The following is a 19,850-nucleotide window of genomic DNA, read 5'->3' as shown; positions in this document are numbered from 1 at the left end:
CTCGTCAATCACGAGAACGTCGCGGCGAGCGCGGTCGGGGACGAGACGGAATCAGCGACCCCGCGGGCAGTTACTGGGGGAGAAACAGGCCGGGTTCGGTGTGTCGGAACGAACAGCGGCGACTGTTTCCGAGGTCGCTCACCGTCGTTCGAATCTCGGATTCGGTCCGGAGCGTTTCGACGAACGACGAGTCGGTGTCGGCGTCGTAAAACACGGGATAGAGGACCGCTTCCATCGTTTCCTCGGATTTCACGACGACGACGAAGATTCGGACGTTCGTGTCGCGGGCGCGGTAGACCTCGAACTGGTCGAACGCCGAATTAGCCCCCGAGACTGCCGATTCGAGGGCTTCGAGTTCGGAATCCGGAACGAGGAGCCGGAATCCGGCGTCGGCGGCCGCCGCCGCGTCCGACGTGGAGACGTCTCCCGGGTGAAGGACGAGCGTCTCCCAGCCGGAATCTTCGAGTTCCCTCGAGACCTCGTCGATTTCAGTGAGGATGTCGGCCCAATCCGCGAGGGCCTTGTTCGTTCGATTGATTTTTCCGCGAACCATGTCGTTCCCCTCCGTGAACGCGGAGTAAAAGTGTTTGGGGGCCGAAACGCGCGTTCCACCGACGGCCTGCGATTTCGGTCGGCCGCCGTCTCGACGTGAGTAAACGATTCGTTCACATACTATATCCAATTCGGAGATTTCGAAGAAACATTCATATATATGAAGATAAGCGATATAACCGTGAGACTAGCAATGCCCGATTCGCAGGAGTGGATGGAGGACCCGCGCGTTGTCGAGCTTCTCGAAGACCGGATGGACAAAAAGGACGTCCTCATCTTCCGCGAGCTGAACAAAGACGGGCGCATCTCGGACACGGAGTTGGCCGACCGCGTCGGGCTCTCGCGGACGGCCGCGCGGCGGCGGCGCAAGATGCTCCAAGAAGACGGCATTCTCGAAATCTTCGCGCTGTTGGTCTTTCGGGCGGCCAACTACCCCTACGCCGAGGTCCACATCTCCTACGACAACCACGCCACGAACGACGAGATTACGGCGTTCATCGAGCGCCTCCTCGACGAGGGGCTGGTGTACGAGGTCGCCGAATGTATCGGCGAGTACGACCTGCTGATTCGCGTCTGGCAGTCTTCTTTGAGCAGTATCAACAGCTACGTCCGCGAACTCCTCCAAGACAGCGACGTGGTCGACACCTACACCATCGTCCCCATCACCGATTCCTACAAGATGTTCCACCGAACGTTCTACAGACCGGGCGAAGACGCCAACGACGCGTCGTGACCGAGTCGCGGGTCGCCGCGAGCGAGAATTGGGTGTAATCCGAACGGAGTTCGGCGAGAGTTCGGTCGGTGTTGTCCCGAAGTTCGGAAAACCGCTATTTCACCGTTAGCTCATGTGTAGACGGGGAACAGAACTCCCCTCTCTGTGACGGACCCCGTCGGCGGCGCGCCGCGTCCGCCGAGCACCACCCCACGGTCGCTCGGCCGGTCGTCGGCCGCCGCGTTCCCCGTCTCCCCTGTCGGCCCGGACTGACGCACCGTCTCGGACCCGGTTGCCCTGCCACTTCGGGCCGGAATCCCACCAACACTCTTTTGCGCCGCCGTCGGGCAAGCGCCTCGCAACTCAGTCGGCGGGCTCGACGTACCACGTGGTGCCGCGGGTGTACCCCCACTGGGAGATGCGAGCGGCCTCCGCCTCGCGTTGAAGCCTCCCGACGAGCGACCCGATTTCCTTCGAAGACAGTCCGATCTCGTCGGCGATGTGTCTGCTCTTGAAGTGGAACGCTCCCTCCGAGGCGCGCGCCGAGAGGTACTGTTCGAGGCGGTCTCGCTTGGACGGGGCACTACCGGAACTCATGGTTCGAGGTGCGGGTCGAACGGTGAAATTCGATTTCCGAACTTACGACCAATTCGGGGCCGGATGAGGCGCAACTCCCACCGAGTTCGGACGGCCCAATCGCGGGCGGCGGCCCCTACTTGTGGCTCTGGTACAGGAGGATGACCACCGCGACGCTCGTAAAGAGGTCCGGGAGATACGTGAAAGGTCCGAGTTCGACGCCGCGGCCGAACCCCAACAACAGCGGGAGAAACGGGTTCGACGTGACCGCGTGCAACAACAGCGCGACGGTAAAGAGGATGAGACTCAGCGTGAAGCGGTTCGGGAACTCGCGGTAGACGCGGCCGTACGTCGCGAGCAGGACGAGCAGTAAGAGCGTCGTGAACGTCGAGAAGAACAGCTTCGTCTGCACGAGCGCGCCGAAAAGCGGGGTCCGCGGGTCGAAGAACATCGGGAGCCCCGCCTCGGGGAGCGAGAACACGACGCCCAGCGAGGCGGCGACGGCGACCGCGGTGTACCCGGCGGTTCGCCGGAGCGCCGCGGTTTCATGCATCCTCGTCCTCGATATCGGTCTGTTCCGCGATGTCGTCGAGGAGGTCGAGGTTGTCGTCCATCTCCGGCGTCAGGAAGAACAGCTTGCCGTACTCCTCGCCGCTGGTGGTGAGGACGCCGTTCTCCGTGAGCATCTCCAGGTGGTGCTGGACGGTCTTGTAGTTCAAGTCGAGTTCGTTCGAGAGCCGGTTCGTGTTCATCGGGCGCTCGTTCAGCGCGCGGATGATTCTGAGGCGGTTCTTCCCGCCGCGGGTCCCGCCGACGAGCCACCACAACAACTGCCTCATCTGCGCTCCCGTTTTGCTCCGCCGGTGTTCGTGACGTGCATCTGTCGTCGTCTGCTGGAGCGCCGGCGTTCTCGTGGTGCGGTTGTGGGTCGTCATCGTCGCGCGCCCGTCGCGGTCGTCCCGCGGCCGGTCATCGAGGGCGTGTTCGTCTCGCAGTTCGTCGAGTGCGTCATCTATCGAATCTACCCGCGTAACGGCGGATAATGATTCGCCGAACTCGACGCAGAGTTGCCCCCGAGAGGGGCACAAATTAGGCCCAAATTCGAATCGAGACCGACCGACACGGGTGCGATAACGAGGGCAGACGACCGAGGGAAGCGCGTCTCGGGCGGCCTCCCGAGCGACCGCTCGAACCAATACGTTTTAGGCCCGCCTAAACAATGTGTCGAGCGAGCGACGAACGGACCGCGGCGTCGGCGACGACCCGCGAACGGACACACTGACACATCATGGTCGGCACGACACTCACCCAGATACGGACCCACATCGAATCGCTCGCGAGCGACGACGGGAGCTACGAGCTCGTCTGCGGACGGACCGGGGAGCGACCCGTTCCGGTCGACGGCCTCCGGTTCGAGGACCGCGCGACCGCCGAGGCCGCCGCGCGCGCGGCGAGGAAGTACCGCTCCGCGCTCCGGCGGTACGACCCGAAGGTCCCGTACTACGACCTCATCGTCTCGGAGCACGAGGCGCGGTCGGGGGGCGGCGGCGCGAGCGCGAATGCGCCCGCGGAGGGGTGGGCGACCGCCGGGGCGACGCCGGGGCTCCCGAACCCGTCTTGCGACCTCGACCTCGGACCCGACGCGGACGGCCGCGCGGCGTGTGTGGACGGCGGCGACCGCGCCGAGCGGGTCGAGTTCTGTCACCGGGTCGCGGCGGCGGTGTTCGAAGCACTCGTGGACGCCGGCCACCGGGCGGTCGAGACCGCGGTGATGGACGCGTACTTCGACCTCGCGGAGACGGTGTCCAGCGCGGACGACCTCTGTCTGCGGCTGTTGGAGAGCATGGCGACCGCGCTCCACGTGCACCTCCCGTCGGCCGAGCAGGCGGACGTGCTCGAACGCGCCGCCTCGCATCTCGCGTCGCGGCCCGACTCCGCGGGGGCGCTGGAGGCGACGCTGGTGGAGATGGAACGGCTCGGCCTCGTGGAGTCGTACAGCTGTTCGGCGTGGCGGCCCGGCCCGGACGCCGGCACGAGGTCGGCGGAGTTGACCCTCGAAGGCTACGCCCTCTCGGCGCGCGAGGGCCGGCTCCCGGTACTGCCGGTCGTCGTCGAGCTCTACCGCCGCGCGTCGTCGTGGAAGCCCCGTCTCCCTGCACGTCACGCCGGCCGAGGGGGGCTGGCACGCGACGCTCTCGGTCTCCTCGAAGTCTAACGCGGTCGGGCTGGCGAGCGTCCCCATCCACGAGCGCACCGCCGACTGACTCGCTTTTCGCTCCTCTCATCACCTCTCACGCCGCCGCGACGGGGGCCGACCAACTCGCCTCAGGCCCGAAAGCCGCGGAGGAAGCCGGTTGCGACGCCGCCACAGCCGAGCGAGACGAGGAGTTCGAACGTCCGCACGACGAGAACCGCCGCGGCCGCGCCCGCGGCCGGCGCGCCCGTCGTGAGGCTGAGCGCGCCCGCGAGAAGCACGTCGTACGCGCCGAGACTCCCCGGAACGGGGACGACGCTCGCCGCCTGCGGGAGCGGGATGACGGCGACAATCGGGAGGAACGCCACGGTCGTGCCGGTGCCGGCGAGCGCGACCCAGAGCGCGAGCGACGTGAGCAGTTGCTCGAAGACGCCGCTGAGCGCGATGACGCCGAGGAGTTCCGGCGCGTCGCGGAAGCGGACGACGCGCTCCCAGAACCGCTCGACCGCGTCGGCGACGGCGTCGCGGCCGAGCGGGGTCTCGCGGGTGACGCCGCTGACGACGCGAACGACCGGAGTCAGGACCGCGACGACGACCGCCGACAGCGCGTCTCGGGCCCAGACGAGCGCGGCACCGACGACCAACAGCGCGGCGACCGCGCCAGCGAGCGTCACGAGGACGAACCGCGGCGTCGGCGCGTCGAGAAAGAGGACGCCGACGATGGCGACCGACAGGAGGAGCTGTGCCGCGGACTTGACGTACTTGGCGACGCCGCGGACGCCGAGGGCCTCGCTGTAGCTCGTCTCGGTCGCGACGCCGAAGAACTGCGCCATGATTGGCTCCGAACTCACCGGGCCGGCGGGGCTGAGCACGTCGAAGAAGTCGCCGGCGAACGCGAACTGGACGCTCGCGCGCGGCGAGAGTCCGCCCCGGAGGGGGCGCACCGACGCCCAGACGCCGAGGCCGTCGACGGTCGCCTCGGCGAGCATCAGACAGCAGACGACGGCGACGGCCCACGGGGCGACGGCCGCGACGCGCGAGCCGACCTCTCCCGGCCCGACGTACCAGAGATACGCCGCGAGCGCTCCGATGCCGAGTCCCGCGCCGACGGCGAACCGAACCCCGCGTCTCACACCCGAAGCAAGCGAGGCCCGCTACAAAACCACCGCGGCTCGCGGCCGCGCTCAGGCGTCCCCCGTCGCGCTCCGATTCGAGGAGTAAACCACGACGAGACGGCCGGTGGCCGTGGATTTATGCTCGCGAGTTCCTACTAGCCCCGATGTGGACTCCCCGTTCGAGACGCTCGGCATCGACCCGGACGCAGACGAGGACGAACTCGTCGACGCGTACCGTCGGCGGGTGAAGTCGGCCCACCCGGACCACGGCGGGTCGGCGGAGGAATTTCAGGCGGTTCGGACGGCCTACGAGGCGATTCGAGGCGGCTACGAGCCCGGCGACGAACTCGAACCCGTCGAGACGGACGCCCGCCGCCCGACCGACGAGAGCGCGGCCCGAAACGGACGGCACGACGCCGGTGCCGCCCGGAACGGCCGCGCCGAAAACGGGACCGGCGGCGAGGGCGCTGGCGTCGACGCCGACCCGGAGCCCGAACCCGAACGGCGTGGAGCGCGGGTCGAGTTCCTCGATTACGACGTGCTCACCGACCGCGGCTGGTCGCTCACCGACGACGACCTCTTCGAGAAGGCCGCCGAGAGCGGCCTCGACGGCGACGCCTACGGCGAGGTGTTCGTCGAGCCGCGGACCAACCTCCTGAAAGCGGCCGAGGACGCCGGCCACAGCTGGCCCTTCGCCTGCCGCGGCGGGGCCTGTGCGAACTGCGCGGTGGCGGTCGTCGACGGCGAGGTGAAGATGCCCTCGAACCACATCCTCTCGGAGGAGATGCTGGACCAGGGCGTCCGGCTGTCGTGTATCAGCCTCCCGGTGACCGACGACCTGCAAGTCGTCTACAACATCGAACACCTCCCCGGACTCGACGAGCTCCGACTCCCCCCGCAACACGCCCGGAAGATGAGCACGGGCGACTGACGCGAACCCCCGGTGGGACGCCTCGATGACGACTTTTATGCGCGTCCTCCGCCGACCCCCGCTATGGCAATCGAGTCGGGAGACCGAGTCGCGCTCGCGTACGTCGGACGCTTCGAAGACGGGACCGTCTTCAACACCTCGCGGTACGAGGTGGCGGTCGAACGCGGCCTGTTCGACGCCCAAGAGAAGGACCGCGACGACTACGCCCCCCAGACGTTCGTCGTCGGCGCGGGCCAGATAATTCCGGGGCTCGACGAGGCCGTCGTCGGGATGTCGGCCGGCGAGGAGGCGACCGTGACCGTCCCGCCGGAAGACGCCTACGGCGAGTTCGACCCCGACCGAATCCGAACCTACGACCCCGAGACGTTCGAGGGGATGGTCGGCGAGACGCCCGAGGTCGGCCTGCACGTCCACGCCGAAAACGGGCTTCACGGCGACGTTATCGCCGTCCGAGACGACGAGGTCGAGGTGGACTTCAACCACGAACTCGCGGGGAAGACGCTCGTCTTCGACATCGAAATCGTCGCCGTCCAGTAGGCGCACGGGGCGTGTCGAGTCGCTTCTGCCGAGCGGCCGCACGGAACGAAACGGGTCGACCCGCTACAGCGAGTGCTTCGGGACGATTTCCGGGTCGGGCGAGTAGTTGACCGCGGCCTCGACGCGGAACACGTCGGCGAGGAGTTCCTCGGTGACGACCTCCCGCGGCGGGCCCCAGTCGTACAGTTCGCCGTCCTGCATGGCGACGAGGTAGTCGGCGAACCGCGCCGCCTGCGCGATGTCGTGGAGGACGACCGCGACCGTGACGCCGCGTTCCTCGTTGAGCTGGCGGACCGTCTCCAACACGCGGAGCTGGTGGTGTAAGTCGAGGTACGTCGTCGGCTCGTCGAGGAGGAGCACGTCGGTGTCCTGTGCGAGCACCATCGCAATCCACGCGAGTTGGCTCTGGCCGCCCGAGAGGTTACCGATCTGCTTGTCGCGGATGTGCTCGACGCCCGCGAGGTCGATGGCGCGCTCGACCGCCTCGTGGTCGGCCTCGTTGACCTGCTCGAAGAAGCTCCGGTGGGGGTACCGGCCGTGGTAGACGAGGTCCTCGACGGTGAGCGACGTGGGAGAGTCGTGCTGTTGGGAGAGCATCCCCAACTCGCGGGCGAACGCCTTGTCGTCGTACTCGGAGATTGACTTCCCGTCGAGGTAGACGCTCCCGCTGTCGGGCGAGAGCTGTTTGGCGAGGGATTTCAGGAGCGTGCTCTTGCCCGAGCCGTTCGGCCCGACGAGCGCCGTGATTTCGCCGCGCGGGATGTCGATTCGGTCGCACTCGACGACCGGGCCCTCGCTCGTCGGATACGAGAGTTCGAGCGCGTCGCCGGTGAGCGCGCTCTCGCGGTCGGTCTCGCCTTCGACGCTCGCGGTGCCGCTGTCGTCAGCGGCCGTTTCGCCGTGGTGTGCCATCTGTCGGGAGTTCTCTGGTTGCTGGTTCGACATCACACTTCACCGATGTTCTGCTGTTTGCGCATGAGATAGAGGAAGTACGGCCCGCCGACGAGGCCCGTGACGACACCGACCGGGAGCTGAATCGGGTTGAGCGCGAGGCGCGCGCCCACGTCGGCGGCGACCATCAGCGCCGGGCCGGCGAACAGACAGCCGACGACGAGGCGCTTGTAGTCGCTCCCGACCACGTTCCGTACGAGGTGCGGGACGACGAGACCGACGAAGCCGACGATGCCGGCGACGGCGATGCTCGCCGCGGCCGCGAGGACCGCGACGCCCGAGAGGGCGAACCGGACCTTCTCGATGGACATCCCGAGCGAGCGGGCGGTCTGCTCGCCGAGAAGCAGGACGTTGAGCTGTCGGGAGCTTCCGAGCGCGAGGGCGACGGCGATGATGGACCACGGGAGGGCCATGCGGACCTGCTCCCAGTCCGTGCCGGTGAGCGAGCCGGTCGTCCACGCGATGGCCGACTGGACGACGCCGATATCGTCGACGAAGAAGAAAAGCCCCGTCTGGAGGCTCTGGAAGACGGTGCCGACGATGACGCCCGCGAGGACGAGCCTGACCGGCGAGGTGCCGTTCTTCCACGCGATGAGGTAGACGAGGACGAACGCGAACATCCCGCCGAGCGCCGCCAGAAGCGGGAGGTACGCCGCGAGCCCCGAGAAGACGACGAGCGTGAGGAGGATGAGCAGTCCGGCCCCCGACGAGACGCCGAGGATGAACGGACTCGCCAGTTCGTTCCGCGTGACCGCCTGAAAGATTGCGCCGGAAATCGCGAGGTTCGCGCCGACGATGATGGCGACGAACACCCGCGGAAGCCGGATGTTCCAGACGATGAGCGTCTGTCGACCGAGTTCGGGGAGTTCGCCGCCGAGGAGGAACACCTGCCAGACTTGCGGGTCGAAGATGACCGCGGGGTCGAAGACGGCGCGCCACGCCTCGGCGATAGTCATCGAGAACGCGCCGAAGCTGACCTGCACGAGGCCGCCGGCCACGACGACGACGAGGCTGGCGAGACAAAGCGACAGGAGCGACCCGTCAATCCAGCCGAACAGCCGGGTCAGCGCCGACCCGGAGGACTGTTCGGTCGGCGTCGTCCCGCTCACTGCTCGACACCTCCGAGTTCGCGCCCGTCGAGGTAGTCAGCGAGCGCCTCGTCGGGAAGGGCGTCGAGGACGCGCTCGGTGCCGATTGTCTCGACGAGTCGCCGGATGCCGCGGGGTTCCGCGGCCTCGACCTCGTGGTCGGTCCGGCGGGTGTCGAACGCCCGGTCGATGTAGGACTCGCGGAGTTCCGCGAGGCGCTCGTCGTCGAGGTCGGCGTCGGCCGGCACCTCGCCGTCGAACCACTCGCGCCAGCGGTCGCGGTCGCCCCACTCGCCTTGGAACTCGGTGTCGGCGCGGAGCCAGTCGTAGTGGCGCGCGAGGTCGCCGGGGAAGCCGCGCTCGCGCCGGCGGTCCTCGATGAGACACCGGGCGACGTGACCGCCCTGTCCGGCCGCGATGCCGACCTGCGCGTTTCTCTCGCCCGAGGGCGCGGCGACGTACAGCCCCTCGACGGGGGTCCGCCCGTCGTCGGCGTAGTCGGAATCGAAGTGCTCGTGGACCTCGCCGTGGTGGTCGCGTTCCTCGAACATCGCGTCGTCGTCGTCGAGGCCGCGGAGGTAGTCGCCGTCGTACCACGCGGCGGCGACGACGCAGTCGGCCTCGACCCGGCGACCCTCCTGCGTGCGGACGACGAACCGCCGGGCGTCGGCATCGAACGCGTCCGACTCGCTTTCGCTCGCATCCGCGGCCTCGCCCTCGTCACCCGGTCGCTCGACCGAGACGACCATGTCGGCGACGTAGTCCGCGCCGACCTCGGCGAGGTGTTCGTGCACGAGCGCGGTGAAGGTGTCCACGCCGATGCCGGCGGGGAAACCGAGGTAGTTTTCGAGGTACGCACACCGGCGGAAGGCGGCGTTGCCCCGGTCGAAAACGACGGTGTCGAGACCGTATCGCGCGGTGAAGACGGCCGCGGCGCATCCCGAGGGACCGCCGCCGACGACGACCACGTCCGCCGATTCGGGGCCGGTGTCTTGAGCGGTCACGGCTCAGACCCTCCCCGTGAGAACAGCCCATCGAAACGCGTGGTCGACGTCGACTCCGTCTTCGTTCATACGTTTTAGGCGTCCCTAATACAATAAACCACTTTCGGATTTTAGGGACTCCTAAACCCGACGACACGCTTCGAAACGGTCCGAAGAGGAACTCACGTTCCTGGTAATCGACGATGTCGTCCGAGAGAAACGATGCCGAACGCGGCCGGAGCGCCCCCCTCAGCCGAGGAGGTACTTGAGCTTGGGCCGCCGGCGGACGAACTCCATCGCTTCGAGGTACGCGTCGAGGCCGAGGATGCGGCCCGCCGCGAGCGCGCCGACGACCGACACCGGCGGCGGTGACTGACCACGCGCCAGCGGCGCGACTAACCGGACGCCGCCGAGCCTCACTCGGGCGTGATGACGACCCCGTCGTCGTCGGCGTGGTCCATCGACACCTCGTGTCGCGTGTGGCGGGCGTGCGCGCGGGCCCACCGGCGGGCGCTGGCCTCGGAGAGGAACTGCTCGCCGTCGGGACACCGCCGACAGCTGACGACCCACGGCGAGACGTCGTCCGGGAAGTGACCGGTGTGGCGGCGATGGTCGAGCGCGAACTGCTCGACCGACTGGTTCCCCAGCTGTAGCTCGTCCAGCTCGTACGAGAGGTCCCACTCCTCGCCGCAACGCGAACACGAGACGGTGGGCGTGTCGTCTATCGGGGCGGTGGGGGAGTGCGTGCGAAAGTCGTCGTCGCTCGGTGGAGACACAGACGGGGTTGGAACCGCGGCCTCTTGTAACCGCCTACAGCCGAAGTGAAAGACAGGCGGATGACAGTTCGCCGCGGGACCGGCACAACTCCGACTCGCCGCCCGCCGGTTCACTCCGCGCTCGACTCCCAGTCCCTGACCAGCGCGACGGCGAAAATCGTCAGCAGGGCGGCGATTCCGGCGTTTCTCGCGAAGTCCCCGGTGTCGCCGGCGGCGAGTCGAACGACGCCGAGCGCGAGGAGGAGCCCGATGGCGAGCGCGAACAGGACGGTCGCCCACGACCGCGCGTGCATGGTCGAGCGTAGCGGGTCGCCGGCTAAAACCGTTCAGGTCGGCGCGTCGAAGCGACTTGTCGGTCGCGCCGTCCGATTCTTCGAGTCTTCGTTCTGCGAGTCTTCTCGCCCGGCCCGTCGTCGCCTCGGGGTCAGGCGCTCGCGTCGTAGCCCGCGTCTTCGACGGCCGCGACGAGGGCGTCGGTGTCGGCGTCGCCCTCGACGGTCGCGCGCTCCGCCTCGCGGTCGGCGGTCGCGTCCTCGACCCCGTCGACGCCGGCGAGGGCGTCAGCGACGCGCTGTTCGCAGTGTTCGCAGGTCATCCCGGTGACGGTGAGGGTTGTCGGCATACGGTTCGAGGGAGGGGCTTCTCGATTTAGTGGGTTTCCCTTTCGACGATTCGGTGTCGTGCCGGTATCTGCTTTCGAATCGAAAGCTGAACGCGGGAAAAACCTATGACATCGCGGTGCCAAACGGAGCCATGCGTGCGCTCGACGAAACCGACCTCCACATCCTCGAACTCCTCGCCGAAGACGCCCGCCGACCGTTCAGCGACATCTCCGCCGAAGTCGGCCTCTCCGCGCCGGCGGTCTCCGACCGCATCGACCGCCTCCGCGAGGAGGGCATCATCCGTCGGTTCACCGTCGACCTCGACCAGTCGACGCTGTCGGGCGGGACGCCCGTCCTCGTCAGGCTGACCGTCCGCCCGGAGTTCGTCGACGAGGTCCGCGACGCCCTCCGCGCGGCCGACCCGGTCCAACACCTGTTCGTCGCGGCCGACGGGGAGGTGACCGCCCACGCCCGACTCGACGGAAGCTCCGTCCGCGCCCAGTTGGACGACCTCGTCGACCTCTCGCGGGTCCGCGACTACGAGGTGAGCCTCGTGGAGTCCGCCGAGTGGACGCCGACGGTCAACGGGACCGGCTTCGCCCTCGAATGCGCCGAGTGCGGCAACACGGTGACGAGCGAGGGCGAGAGCGCCCGCATCGGCGGGTCGCTCTACCACTTCTGCTGTTCGTCCTGTCTCGGCCGGTTCGAAGACCGATACGACCGCCTCGAAGCCGGCGCGAACGACGACTGAGCGGGCGGGCGACGGTCGGGCGGTGCTGGCGGCGACCGAGCGTCGAACCCACCGGTTTCGAATCTAAAGTTCCGCCCCTCTCGGACGTTCGGTTCTGAAGGGGCAACCGAGGTAAGCAAGGGGCACGTACGTCTAGGTGAGATGAGTAGCCGAACGGCCCATTTAGACATCCGCGGAATGAGTTGCGCGAACTGCTCGCGCACCGTCGGCGAGGCGTTGGAGGCGCTCGACGGCGTGACGAGCGCCAGCGTCAACTTCGCCACCGACGAGGGGTCGGTGGAGTACGACCCCGAGGAGGTATCGCTCGGCGAAATATACGACGCCATCGAGGACGCCGGCTACGAGGCGCTCTCGGAGACCCGAACCATCGGCATCACCGGGATGAGCTGTGCGAACTGCGCCGACGCGAACCGGAAGTCCTTGGAGTCGGTTCCGGGCGTCGTCGCCGCCGAGGTCAACTTCGCCACCGACGAGGCGCACGTCACCTACAACCCCGCCGACGCGAGCCTCGACGACATGTATCGGGCGGTCGAAGACGCCGGCTACACGCCCATCCGCGAGGGCGGCGACGACGAGGGTGACGCAGAGGACGCCCGCGACGCCGCCCGCAACGAGGAGATTCGCCGACAGAAGCGCCTGACGCTTTTCGGCGCGGCGCTGTCGCTCCCGCTTTTGGCGATGCTCGCGGTCGAACTGTTCGGCGGCGGCCTCCCCGAGACGATTCCCGGCACGGGCGTCCCGGTCGGCTGGATCGGCTTCGCGTTCGCCACGCCGGTGCAGGTCTACCTCGGCCGCGAGTTCTACGAGAACTCCTACACGGCGGTCGTGCGGAACCGCACCGCCAACATGGACGTGCTCATCGCCATGGGGTCGTCCACGGCGTACGTCTACTCGATCGCCGTCCTCAGCGGCCTGCTCGCCGGCAGTCTCTACTTCGACACCGCGGCGCTCATCTTGGTGTTCATCACGCTCGGGAACTACCTCGAAGCGCGCTCGAAGGGACAGGCGTCGGAGGCGCTCCGGACGCTCCTCGAACTCGAAGCCGACACCGCGACGCTCGTCGACGACGACGGGACCGAACGCGAGGTCCCCCTCGACGACGTCGAGGTCGGCGACCGCATGAAGGTCCGCCCCGGCGAGAAGATTCCGACCGACGGCGTCGTCGTCGACGGCGACTCCGCGGTCGACGAGTCGATGGTCACCGGCGAGTCCGTCCCCGTCTCGAAGGCCGAAGGCGACGAGGTCGTCGGCTCGACGGTGAACCAAAACGGCGTCCTCGTGGTCGAAGCGACCAAGGTCGGCTCCGAGACGGCCATCCAGCAGATCGTCTCGCTCGTCAAGGAAGCACAGGGCCGCCAGCCCGAGATTCAGAACCTCGCCGACCGCATCTCGGCGTACTTCGTGCCCGCGGTCATCGCCAACGCCCTCCTGTGGGGCGTCGTCTGGTTCCTCTTCCCCGAGGCGCTTTCCGGCTTCATCCGGTCGCTCCCGCTTTGGGGCCTCGTCGCGGGCGGTCCGGTCGCCGCGGGCGGCGCGGTCTCGACGTTCGAGTTCGCCGTCGTCGTCTTCGCCTCGGCCGTGCTCATCGCCTGCCCCTGCGCGCTCGGCCTCGCCACCCCCGCCGCGACGATGGTCGGGACGGCAATCGGCGCGCGCAACGGCGTCCTGTTCAAGGGCGGCGACGTGCTCGAACGCGTCAAAGACGTCGAGACGGTCGTCTTCGACAAGACCGGCACGCTCACCAAAGGCGAGATGACGCTGACCGACGTGGTCGCCGTCGGCCCCGCCGCCGACGGCTCCGGCGTCGTCACCGCCGACGACGAGACGCTCGACGAGGACGCCGTCCTCCGGTACGCCGCCTCGGCCGAGCGCAACAGCGAACACCCGCTGGCCCGCGCCATCGTCTCCGGCGCGGAGGACCGCGGTCTCGACCTCGCGGAGCCGGCGGACTTCGAGAACGTTCCCGGCCACGGGATTCGCGCGACCGTCGAGGGAAAGACCGTCCTCGTCGGCAACCGCAAACTCCTCTCTGAGGCGGGCGTCGACCCCGCGCCGGCCGAAGACGCGCTCCGCGACCTCGAAGGCGAGGGCAAGACCGCGATGCTCGTCGCGGTCGACGGCGACCTCGCGGGCGTCGTCGCCGACGCGGACGAAATCAAGGAGTCGGCCGCCGAGGCCGTCGCCGCGCTCCGCGACCGCGACGTGACCGTCCACATGATTACCGGCGACAACGAGCGCACCGCCCGCGCCGTCGCCGAGCAGGTCGGCATCGACCCCGAGAACGTCAGCGCGGGCGTCCTCCCCGAGGACAAGGCCGACGCGGTCGAGTCTCTGCAGGCCGACGGGACGAGCGTCATGATGGTCGGCGACGGCGTCAACGACGCGCCCGCGCTCGCCGCCGCGTACGTCGGCACGGCGCTCGGCTCCGGCACCGACGTGGCCATCGAGGCCGCCGACGTGACGCTCATGCGCGACGACCCGCTCGACGTGGTGAAGGCCATCCGCATCTCCGCGGGGACGCTCGCCAAAATCAAACAGAACCTGTTCTGGGCGCTCGGCTACAACACCGCGATGATTCCGCTCGCGTCGCTCGGCCTCCTCCAGCCGGTGTTCGCCGCGGGCGCGATGGCGCTGTCGTCGGTGTCCGTCCTCACGAACAGCCTCCTGTTTCGGACCTACACGCCGGACCACGACTACCACTTCCTCGACTTCCTGCGGCGGTAGTCGCCCGGTTCGGTCGACGCTCGCCGACCGCCCCCGGCGTTTCTGTTTCGTCTCCGCTTCGTGTCGGCCCGCCATGTCTCTGCCGTGTCCCCGCTTGTCCCCGCTGTGTCCCCGCCGTGTTCCCGTCTCGCTTTTCTCCTCGCGGCGCGACGCTTCCGAGTGATGATTCGCCGAGCCCTCGCGCGGACGGAGTCGTGGCCGTCGGTCGCCGTCAGCGCGTTCCTCGTCCTCGTCGGCCTCGGGACACTCGTGGAGGCCTCGTGGCGCTACGCACCCAGTGATTCGGTTCTCACGGTCGCCGGGCTCCAGATACTCGGGTCGCTGTCGGCCGTCGCTATCGGAATCGGAATCGCGTGGCTCGAAGCGAAGACTGCGCGCGAAAAACGGTGACTGCCGCGGCGTTCAGTACCGCGACGGGAGGAACGCCATGCCGACGAGGAGAATGCTCGTGGTGAACGAAACGATGGCGACACCCCAGAGGCCGTTTTCCGTCTCGTGGTAGTGCTCGATTTCGGACAGTTGGGCCTGATAGCTGTCGTAGTTCTGCGTCAGGACGAGGGTCTCGCCGTCCGGGAAGTACGCGAGGTACTGCTGTCCGGAGAGAGTCAGGTTCGCCTCGTTGTCGACGGTGACGGTGTTCTCCTCGGGAGCGAACCACTCGACGGTCACGCCGGAAGTCTCGACAGCCGCGACGGTGACAGACTGGTTGTTGTAGCCGAAGGAGTCGCCCTCGGCGACGGTGCGCGTCTCGTTTTCCGGGAAGTACTCGTCGACCGAGACGAGCGTCGAATCGTTGATGACGACGTAGCGCTCGCCGTCACGGGTGACGGTCTCGTTGTCGGCGTTCGAGTCGGCCCGGAGAATCGCGGTCTCGTTGTACAGTTCGACCAGCGTCGCCTCGCTGGGGTCCGAGACGTTGGCGATTTCGACACGGTAGTCGGTGCCGTCGAGCGTGACGGTGCTCTCGTTGTCCCACGTCTCCGTGTACCGGGCCGACTCGTTCACGTACGTGAGCTCACCGGAACGGACCAGCGTCGTGCCGCCACCGTGGCCGCCCGACTCCTCCTCTTCGGTTATCGACGATACTGTGTACGCCTGGTCGCTACCGGGGACGGAGAACTCGTCTCCCTGTGCCAGCGAGTACTCGGGGTTCTCGAAACTGACCGACGGCGTCGATGCAGTCGCGATAAGCGAGTATGCACCGGCACCGATGACCAGGAAGAACACGACGGAGATGACCGCGGCGCGTCGTTGCATGGTTTCGGCATGGGCCACGCGGCGTATAACGATTACTTTTCCTCGGAGCGTGTCACCGCGTCGCGCGCCCGCCGGCGGCGACTCCCACCCTCAATACGGCGGGGCGGAAGCGCAGTCGCGGTCGCAGATTGACGAGACTTTTTGAATCTGTCGGCCGAACGGACGTATCATGAGTTACGGACCAGTCGCGCGACGGCACCGCATCGGGGGAGGGCCGTGACGCGCGCGGACGACCACATCATAGAGCAGTTGGAACTCGTCTCCGACCGGTTCGACTTCCTCGACGCGCTCGACGGCGCACGCCTCGACAAGCGCGACCTGACCGAATCGCTTCCGCACTCCCGGTCGACGGTCGACCGCGCGATACGCGACCTGACTGCCGCGGGTCTCGTCCTCGACGACGGCGATTACATCACGTCGCTGAAGGGGCGACAGTTCGTCTCCCTGTTCCGCACCGCCCGCGACGCCGTCGCCGACGTGCTCGAACTCGACTCGTTCGTCGCCGGAACGACCGCCGACTACCCGCTTCCGGTCGAAGCCGTCGTCGGCGCCGACGAGCTGATGACCGGGCCCCGCGTGTCACACCCACTCGACGCGCTCGGAAACAGGCTGACGGCGACGAACAACGGAGCGTTCGTCCTCCCGTACCTCCCGAGCCAGACGTTCGTCGACCGATGTACGTCGTGGCTCGTCGACGGCCACTCCTGTCGGTTCGTCGCGCCGGAATCGGTCATCACCGCCACCTGGCGGACGTATCCGGCGTTTCTCGAAACCGTACAAACCGTCCCGGACTGCGAGCTTCGGGTCGGCGAAGTCCCGCCGTTCGCCATCGCACAGACGACGCTCGACGGGGTTCCCCACATGACGGTCGTCGCCTACGACGACGACGCGCGTGCCAGTTGTGTCATCGAGAACACAGCTGAACGCGCCGTGGCGTGGGCCCGGAGCCGCGTGCAGTCGGTCTGGGAGGCGGCGTCGCCGTTCGACCTCAACGGAGCCGTCAGCGGGGACGCCCCAGAGTCCTACGCGGGCACCGCGAGCGAAGCCGGGTCGGCGTCGCCCGCGCCCGAACCCGGGTTTGAATCGGCGACCCGATTAGACGGCGATTCCGACTCCGACTCCGACTCCGACGGCGTCCCCGCCGAGTCGACGAGAGCCGAGTCGGAGAGCGAAAACGCCACCGACGACGCCGACGCAGATTCGTCGGTTCGTGGCCCGCCGCTCCCCACGACGCTTCAGTCACAGGGGTTCGTCCGACTCTCGCCGACGTACTTCGACCGCGTCGGCGTCTCGCCACCGCTCGCGTGCTGGCGCGCGGGGTTCGACCTCGGCGAGGTCCGCGTCGGGTACGCGCTCGACCGCGAGCGAGCGACCGAAGACGCCCGGGAGAACGTCACCGACGACCTGTTCTCGCGGCTTCGAACCGGGAACGACCTCGTCGTGACGGGACCGCCCGGTGCGGGAAAGAGCACGGTCTGTATGTCCGTCGCGTGCCGGTGGCACGAGCGCGAACAGGGCCCCGTGCTCTATCGGCAGTCCGGCCGGCGCGACCCGTTTACCGCCACCGCTCACCTCGGGTCGTACCTCGCCGAGACGAGCGGGCGCGTCCTCGTCGTCGTCGAGGACGCGACCCGAAACGAGGCCAACGGCATCTTCGAACTCGTCCGCGAGTTCGGGGACGACGGTCGCGTGACGTTCCTCCTCGACAGCCGGGAAAACGAGTGGCGCGACGGCACGCTCCGCGGGGCCGCCCGCCTCGAATCCCATCGGACCCAGTCGATAGACGTGGTCTCCGTTCCACCCGTCGACGCCCGGGAGCGAACCCGACTGGTCGACCACTTCGAGGCGACCGTCGGGACGCGGGTCGATATCGACCCCGACGAACTCTCCCCGAGCGGGGGCGGCGACCTCGACCCCGACGAGATGTATCTCTTTTTCCGCCGACTCGCCCGACACGCCGAACCAGCGACCGGCGAGACCGCCCCGACGAGCCTCCTCGACGATATCGATTCCGTCTACGCCGACCTCGAACGCGTCGACGACCGCCTCGGCGTCGACGTCGGCGTCCTCGTGAACCTCCTGAACGCCTCCGGTGTCGGCGTCTCGACGCCGCTGGCGTACGCGCTCACCGAATCGAGACCCGACGAGTCTGTCGTCGAAGACGCGCTCGACGCGCTCGAACGGTCGGTGCTGTACTCCGCGTTCGACGACGGGACCGACGGTGAACGGGTCCGAACGGTCCACGAGACGTGGTCCGCGCGCTTTCTCCAGCGACTGCTCGACCTCGAATCCGAACGCCGCGCCCGCCGACGATTCGAGCGATGCTTCGACGCGCTCTGCTCGCTCGTCGACGACGACGCGCGACAGGCCGTCCAATCGGTGTTCGGCGGGACCGCCGATATCGTCCGCACCATCGAGAACGACCCCGCGGCGTGGGGCGAATGACTCGTTCGCGGCGTGTTCGAACTCGGCGTCAACAACCCGGCGCTGTCGAAACTGTACGCCGAGACCGACTTCTCGAGCGTCGACGTACCCGCGGCCTGCGACGACGACCTCCGACTCGACGTGCGTCGGTGGCGTGCCCGCATGTTCGTCAACGGAGGCGAACTCCAACGCGCCGAACGAGAGTTCGAGTCGCTCGCGTCGCTCGATGGCGAGGGCCGCAGCGAAACGGTGCTGGTCCGCGCGCGTGCCGACGGCTTCGCCGGACTCTCCGAGGTCGAGCGCTACCGCGGCTCGTTCGAACGCGCCCGCGAGTACGCACGGGAAGCCCTCGAACGGTTCAGCCGAATCGACGACGACGTGGGACGAAGCGACGTGTTGAACGCGCTCGGGAACATCAAAGCGCGAAACGACGACTACGAAGGCGCGAGAGTCAACTACGAGCGAGCACTCGAAATCCGTCGGTCTGTCGGCGACGAGGCGAAAATCGCGAGTACGATTGCGAACCTCGCGCGGACGGAGCAGTCGGTCGGCTCGTACGAGCCTGCCCGCGAGTACGCCCGCGAAAGCTTACGACGACAGAGGAAAATCGGATACCGCTGGGGAGAGGCGCTCTCACTCTCGATTCTCGGCCTCATCGAAATCGAAGACGGAACACTCGACGAAGCAGAGCGGTACACCCGCGCGGCGCTCGAAGTGCGACGCGAAATCGGAGGCCAGATGGGAGCCGCGTCTTCGGCGACAAACCTCGCCGAAATTCAGTTCCAGCGCGGCGACATCGAGTCCGCACACGAACAGTTCCTCGAACTGAAGAACGTCGTCGACAGTCAACAGTACGGATGGGTCAACGGCGGTGTCTACCACGGCCTCGCCGATACGCACCTCGACCGAAGCGAACTCGACGAGGCGCTCACCTGTGCCGAACGCGCGGCGTCGTACTGTTCGAACAACGAGTCACGTCTCGTCGAAGTGTTAGCGGTTCAAGCACAGATACGACTTGCTCAAGAAGCGTTCGACGACGCGCGAACGGTCGCAGAACGAGCCCACGAACGAGCGGCGGCGCTCGGTGACGAACCGAAGGCGCTCGCGAAGATGACTCTCGGAGACATGTACGTGCGGTCGGGTGAGACTGACGACGGACTCTCGCTTCTCGCGGCGGCAACCGAGTCCGCGCCGACGGCGGTCCTCGAAGGTCGATGCCGCCGACAGTACGCCGGTGCACTCCGCGAAGTCGGCAACGCAACCGAGGCGCTCGCCGAACAACGGCGCGCTACGACGTGCTTTTCGTCCGTCGAAGCAGGGGTTCGAGCGCGAAAGACCGCACTCGACGCCCTCGAACTCGCACGCGAACTGGATGACGTCGACGCGGCCGACGCGCTCGAAGCACGACTCGTGCGATAGCGTCGTCACTCGCCGATTCGATTCCGAGACGCGTCGCTCACGGGAGCGACGTTCGAAGCAAAAAGCCAAGGGCCGGATTTGAACCGGCGGGGGTTCCGCTCTGCAGGCGGATGCGTTGGGCCGAACTCTGCCACCTTGGCGCAGTTACTGATATCCCTGTCTCGTGCTTAAGCCTGACGGTGTGCAACCTGAGTCGGGCGTTTTCGGTGTCTCGGCCGGAGTGCGGTCGCTGTCTGTGTGTGATGGGCGAGCGGACCG

18 protein-coding genes, 1 tRNA gene and 3 pseudogenes are annotated in these 19,850 nt (G+C 67.6%); 8 read left to right on the top strand and 14 right to left on the bottom strand.

Annotation, left to right across the window (positions count from 1 at the left end; all coding sequences use genetic code 11):
- Positions 1 to 70: 70 nt before the first annotated feature.
- Entirely contained in the window at positions 71 to 553 is a 483-nt protein-coding gene (locus C441_RS12495; protein ID WP_007275398.1) for a DUF7529 family protein, read from the bottom strand.
- A 192-nt stretch (positions 554 to 745) separates the two neighbouring features.
- Here C441_RS12495 and C441_RS12490 point away from each other — a divergent pair, with 192 nt between their 5' ends.
- A complete protein-coding gene (locus C441_RS12490; RefSeq protein ID WP_004967578.1) occupies positions 746 to 1,285 on the top strand; it encodes an Lrp/AsnC family transcriptional regulator in 540 nt (179 codons plus the stop codon).
- A 342-nt stretch (positions 1,286 to 1,627) separates the two neighbouring features.
- On the opposite strand, the gene C441_RS12485 is transcribed toward C441_RS12490, so the two are convergent.
- From C441_RS12485 to C441_RS12475, 3 genes are all read right to left on the bottom strand, one after another.
- The gene (locus tag C441_RS12485; RefSeq protein WP_007275397.1) at positions 1,628 to 1,861 is read right to left on the bottom strand and encodes a DUF7123 family protein; all 234 of its coding nucleotides are present in this window, start codon (positions 1,859 to 1,861) and stop codon (positions 1,628 to 1,630) included.
- Positions 1,862 to 1,976: 115 nt separating this feature from the next.
- A complete protein-coding gene (locus tag C441_RS12480; protein WP_007275396.1) occupies positions 1,977 to 2,393 on the bottom strand; it encodes a hypothetical protein in 417 nt (138 codons plus the stop codon).
- Positions 2,386 to 2,679, bottom strand: a complete 294-nt coding sequence (locus tag C441_RS12475; protein WP_004967581.1) for an ArsR/SmtB family transcription factor — start codon at positions 2,677 to 2,679, stop codon at positions 2,386 to 2,388. Before C441_RS12475 ends, C441_RS12480 begins: the two co-directional genes overlap by 8 nt.
- A 449-nt stretch (positions 2,680 to 3,128) precedes the next feature.
- Between C441_RS12475 and C441_RS12470 the strand changes: the two are divergent.
- Positions 3,129 to 4,104: pseudogene (locus C441_RS12470) on the top strand (DUF7551 domain-containing protein).
- 61 nt (positions 4,105 to 4,165) lie between these two features.
- Here C441_RS12470 and C441_RS12465 read toward each other — a convergent pair.
- Complete coding sequence (locus C441_RS12465) at positions 4,166 to 5,167, bottom strand: lysylphosphatidylglycerol synthase domain-containing protein (protein WP_007275393.1); 1,002 nt, start codon at positions 5,165 to 5,167, stop codon at positions 4,166 to 4,168.
- Positions 5,168 to 5,315: 148 nt separating this feature from the next.
- On the opposite strand from C441_RS12465, the gene fer reads away from it, so the two are divergent.
- Together fer and C441_RS12455 are read left to right on the top strand one after the other, a co-directional pair.
- Positions 5,316 to 6,080 (top strand): ferredoxin Fer, encoded by a 765-nt coding sequence (gene fer, locus C441_RS12460; RefSeq protein WP_007275392.1) that lies wholly within the window; start codon positions 5,316 to 5,318, stop codon positions 6,078 to 6,080.
- A 63-nt stretch (positions 6,081 to 6,143) separates the two neighbouring features.
- Positions 6,144 to 6,617 carry an FKBP-type peptidyl-prolyl cis-trans isomerase gene (locus C441_RS12455; protein ID WP_007275391.1) on the top strand — a complete coding sequence of 158 codons (474 nt, stop codon included), beginning with the start codon at positions 6,144 to 6,146 and terminating at the stop codon, positions 6,615 to 6,617.
- Positions 6,618 to 6,680: 63 nt separating this feature from the next.
- On the opposite strand, the gene C441_RS12450 is transcribed toward C441_RS12455, so the two are convergent.
- From C441_RS12450 to C441_RS12425, 7 genes and pseudogenes are all read right to left on the bottom strand, one after another.
- On the bottom strand, positions 6,681 to 7,562 hold the full coding sequence (locus tag C441_RS12450; RefSeq protein ID WP_193363601.1) for an ABC transporter ATP-binding protein: 882 nt from the start codon (positions 7,560 to 7,562) through the stop codon (positions 6,681 to 6,683).
- Complete coding sequence (locus tag C441_RS12445) at positions 7,562 to 8,677, bottom strand: FecCD family ABC transporter permease (protein ID WP_007275389.1); 1,116 nt, start codon at positions 8,675 to 8,677, stop codon at positions 7,562 to 7,564. The genes C441_RS12450 and C441_RS12445 overlap by 1 nt, the downstream gene beginning before the upstream one ends.
- The gene (locus C441_RS12440) at positions 8,674 to 9,660 is read right to left on the bottom strand and encodes an FAD-dependent oxidoreductase (protein WP_007275388.1); all 987 of its coding nucleotides are present in this window, start codon (positions 9,658 to 9,660) and stop codon (positions 8,674 to 8,676) included. The genes C441_RS12445 and C441_RS12440 overlap by 4 nt, the downstream gene beginning before the upstream one ends.
- A 228-nt stretch (positions 9,661 to 9,888) precedes the next feature.
- Positions 9,889 to 9,993: pseudogene (locus C441_RS19080) on the bottom strand (quinol oxidase); the annotation flags it as partial.
- Positions 9,994 to 10,055: 62 nt separating this feature from the next.
- Positions 10,056 to 10,415 carry a hypothetical protein gene (locus tag C441_RS12435; RefSeq protein ID WP_004967592.1) on the bottom strand — a complete coding sequence of 120 codons (360 nt, stop codon included), beginning with the start codon at positions 10,413 to 10,415 and terminating at the stop codon, positions 10,056 to 10,058.
- 110 nt (positions 10,416 to 10,525) lie between these two features.
- Positions 10,526 to 10,708 (bottom strand): hypothetical protein, encoded by a 183-nt coding sequence (locus C441_RS12430; protein ID WP_007275386.1) that lies wholly within the window; start codon positions 10,706 to 10,708, stop codon positions 10,526 to 10,528.
- Positions 10,709 to 10,839: 131 nt separating this feature from the next.
- Positions 10,840 to 11,037 carry a CopZ family metallochaperone gene (locus C441_RS12425; protein ID WP_007275385.1) on the bottom strand — a complete coding sequence of 66 codons (198 nt, stop codon included), beginning with the start codon at positions 11,035 to 11,037 and terminating at the stop codon, positions 10,840 to 10,842.
- A gap of 131 nt (positions 11,038 to 11,168) precedes the next feature.
- Between C441_RS12425 and C441_RS12420 the strand changes: the two genes are divergently transcribed.
- The 3 genes from C441_RS12420 (at position 11,169) to C441_RS12410 (ending at position 14,882) form a co-directional block, all read left to right on the top strand.
- Positions 11,169 to 11,768 (top strand): AsnC family transcriptional regulator, encoded by a 600-nt coding sequence (locus tag C441_RS12420; RefSeq protein WP_007275384.1) that lies wholly within the window; start codon positions 11,169 to 11,171, stop codon positions 11,766 to 11,768.
- 141 nt (positions 11,769 to 11,909) lie between these two features.
- Positions 11,910 to 14,492, top strand: coding sequence for a heavy metal translocating P-type ATPase (locus tag C441_RS12415; protein ID WP_007275383.1), 2,583 nt, complete (start codon positions 11,910 to 11,912; stop codon positions 14,490 to 14,492).
- 162 nt (positions 14,493 to 14,654) lie between these two features.
- The gene (locus C441_RS12410; protein WP_007275382.1) at positions 14,655 to 14,882 is read left to right on the top strand and encodes a hypothetical protein; all 228 of its coding nucleotides are present in this window, start codon (positions 14,655 to 14,657) and stop codon (positions 14,880 to 14,882) included.
- Between the two features lie 12 nt (positions 14,883 to 14,894).
- Here the strand turns inward: C441_RS12410 and C441_RS12405 are convergent, their stop codons facing one another.
- Positions 14,895 to 15,749, bottom strand: a complete 855-nt coding sequence (locus tag C441_RS12405) for a hypothetical protein (RefSeq protein WP_007275381.1) — start codon at positions 15,747 to 15,749, stop codon at positions 14,895 to 14,897.
- A 216-nt stretch (positions 15,750 to 15,965) separates the two neighbouring features.
- On the opposite strand from C441_RS12405, the pseudogene C441_RS20695 reads away from it, so the two are divergent.
- Positions 15,966 to 19,592 (top strand): annotated as a pseudogene (locus C441_RS20695) (tetratricopeptide repeat protein).
- Positions 19,593 to 19,655: 63 nt separating this feature from the next.
- Here the strand turns inward: C441_RS20695 and C441_RS12395 are convergent.
- A tRNA-Cys gene (locus tag C441_RS12395) sits at positions 19,656 to 19,732 on the bottom strand.
- Positions 19,733 to 19,850: the final 118 nt, after the last annotated feature.

It is taken from the genome of Haloferax sulfurifontis ATCC BAA-897 (assembly GCF_000337835.1).
Lineage (GTDB): Archaea > Halobacteriota > Halobacteria > Halobacteriales > Haloferacaceae > Haloferax > Haloferax denitrificans.
Note: the sequence above shows the minus strand (reverse complement) of the source record. Positions and strands in the feature narration are given on the sequence as shown.

Bases quoted from the DNA above. Each gene is read 5' to 3' on its own strand.
- C441_RS12450 (WP_193363601.1), bottom strand. From the start codon at position 7,562: ATGTCGAACCAGCAACCAGAGAACTCCCGACAGATGGCACACCACGGC.
- C441_RS12405 (WP_007275381.1), bottom strand. From the start codon at position 15,749: ATGCAACGACGCGCCGCGGTCATCTCCGTCGTGTTCTTCCTGGTCATC.
- C441_RS12425 (WP_007275385.1), bottom strand. From the start codon at position 11,037: ATGCCGACAACCCTCACCGTCACCGGGATGACCTGCGAACACTGCGAA.
- C441_RS12495 (WP_007275398.1), bottom strand. From the start codon at position 553: ATGGTTCGCGGAAAAATCAATCGAACGAACAAGGCCCTCGCGGATTGG.
- C441_RS12455 (WP_007275391.1), top strand. From the start codon at position 6,144: ATGGCAATCGAGTCGGGAGACCGAGTCGCGCTCGCGTACGTCGGACGC.
- C441_RS12490 (WP_004967578.1), top strand. From the start codon at position 746: ATGCCCGATTCGCAGGAGTGGATGGAGGACCCGCGCGTTGTCGAGCTT.
- C441_RS12480 (WP_007275396.1), bottom strand. From the start codon at position 2,393: ATGCATGAAACCGCGGCGCTCCGGCGAACCGCCGGGTACACCGCGGTC.
- C441_RS12410 (WP_007275382.1), top strand. From the start codon at position 14,655: ATGATTCGCCGAGCCCTCGCGCGGACGGAGTCGTGGCCGTCGGTCGCC.
- C441_RS12430 (WP_007275386.1), bottom strand. From the start codon at position 10,708: ATGCACGCGCGGTCGTGGGCGACCGTCCTGTTCGCGCTCGCCATCGGG.
- C441_RS12415 (WP_007275383.1), top strand. From the start codon at position 11,910: ATGAGTAGCCGAACGGCCCATTTAGACATCCGCGGAATGAGTTGCGCG.
- C441_RS12420 (WP_007275384.1), top strand. From the start codon at position 11,169: ATGCGTGCGCTCGACGAAACCGACCTCCACATCCTCGAACTCCTCGCC.
- C441_RS12475 (WP_004967581.1), bottom strand. From the start codon at position 2,679: ATGAGGCAGTTGTTGTGGTGGCTCGTCGGCGGGACCCGCGGCGGGAAG.
- C441_RS12485 (WP_007275397.1), bottom strand. From the start codon at position 1,861: ATGAGTTCCGGTAGTGCCCCGTCCAAGCGAGACCGCCTCGAACAGTAC.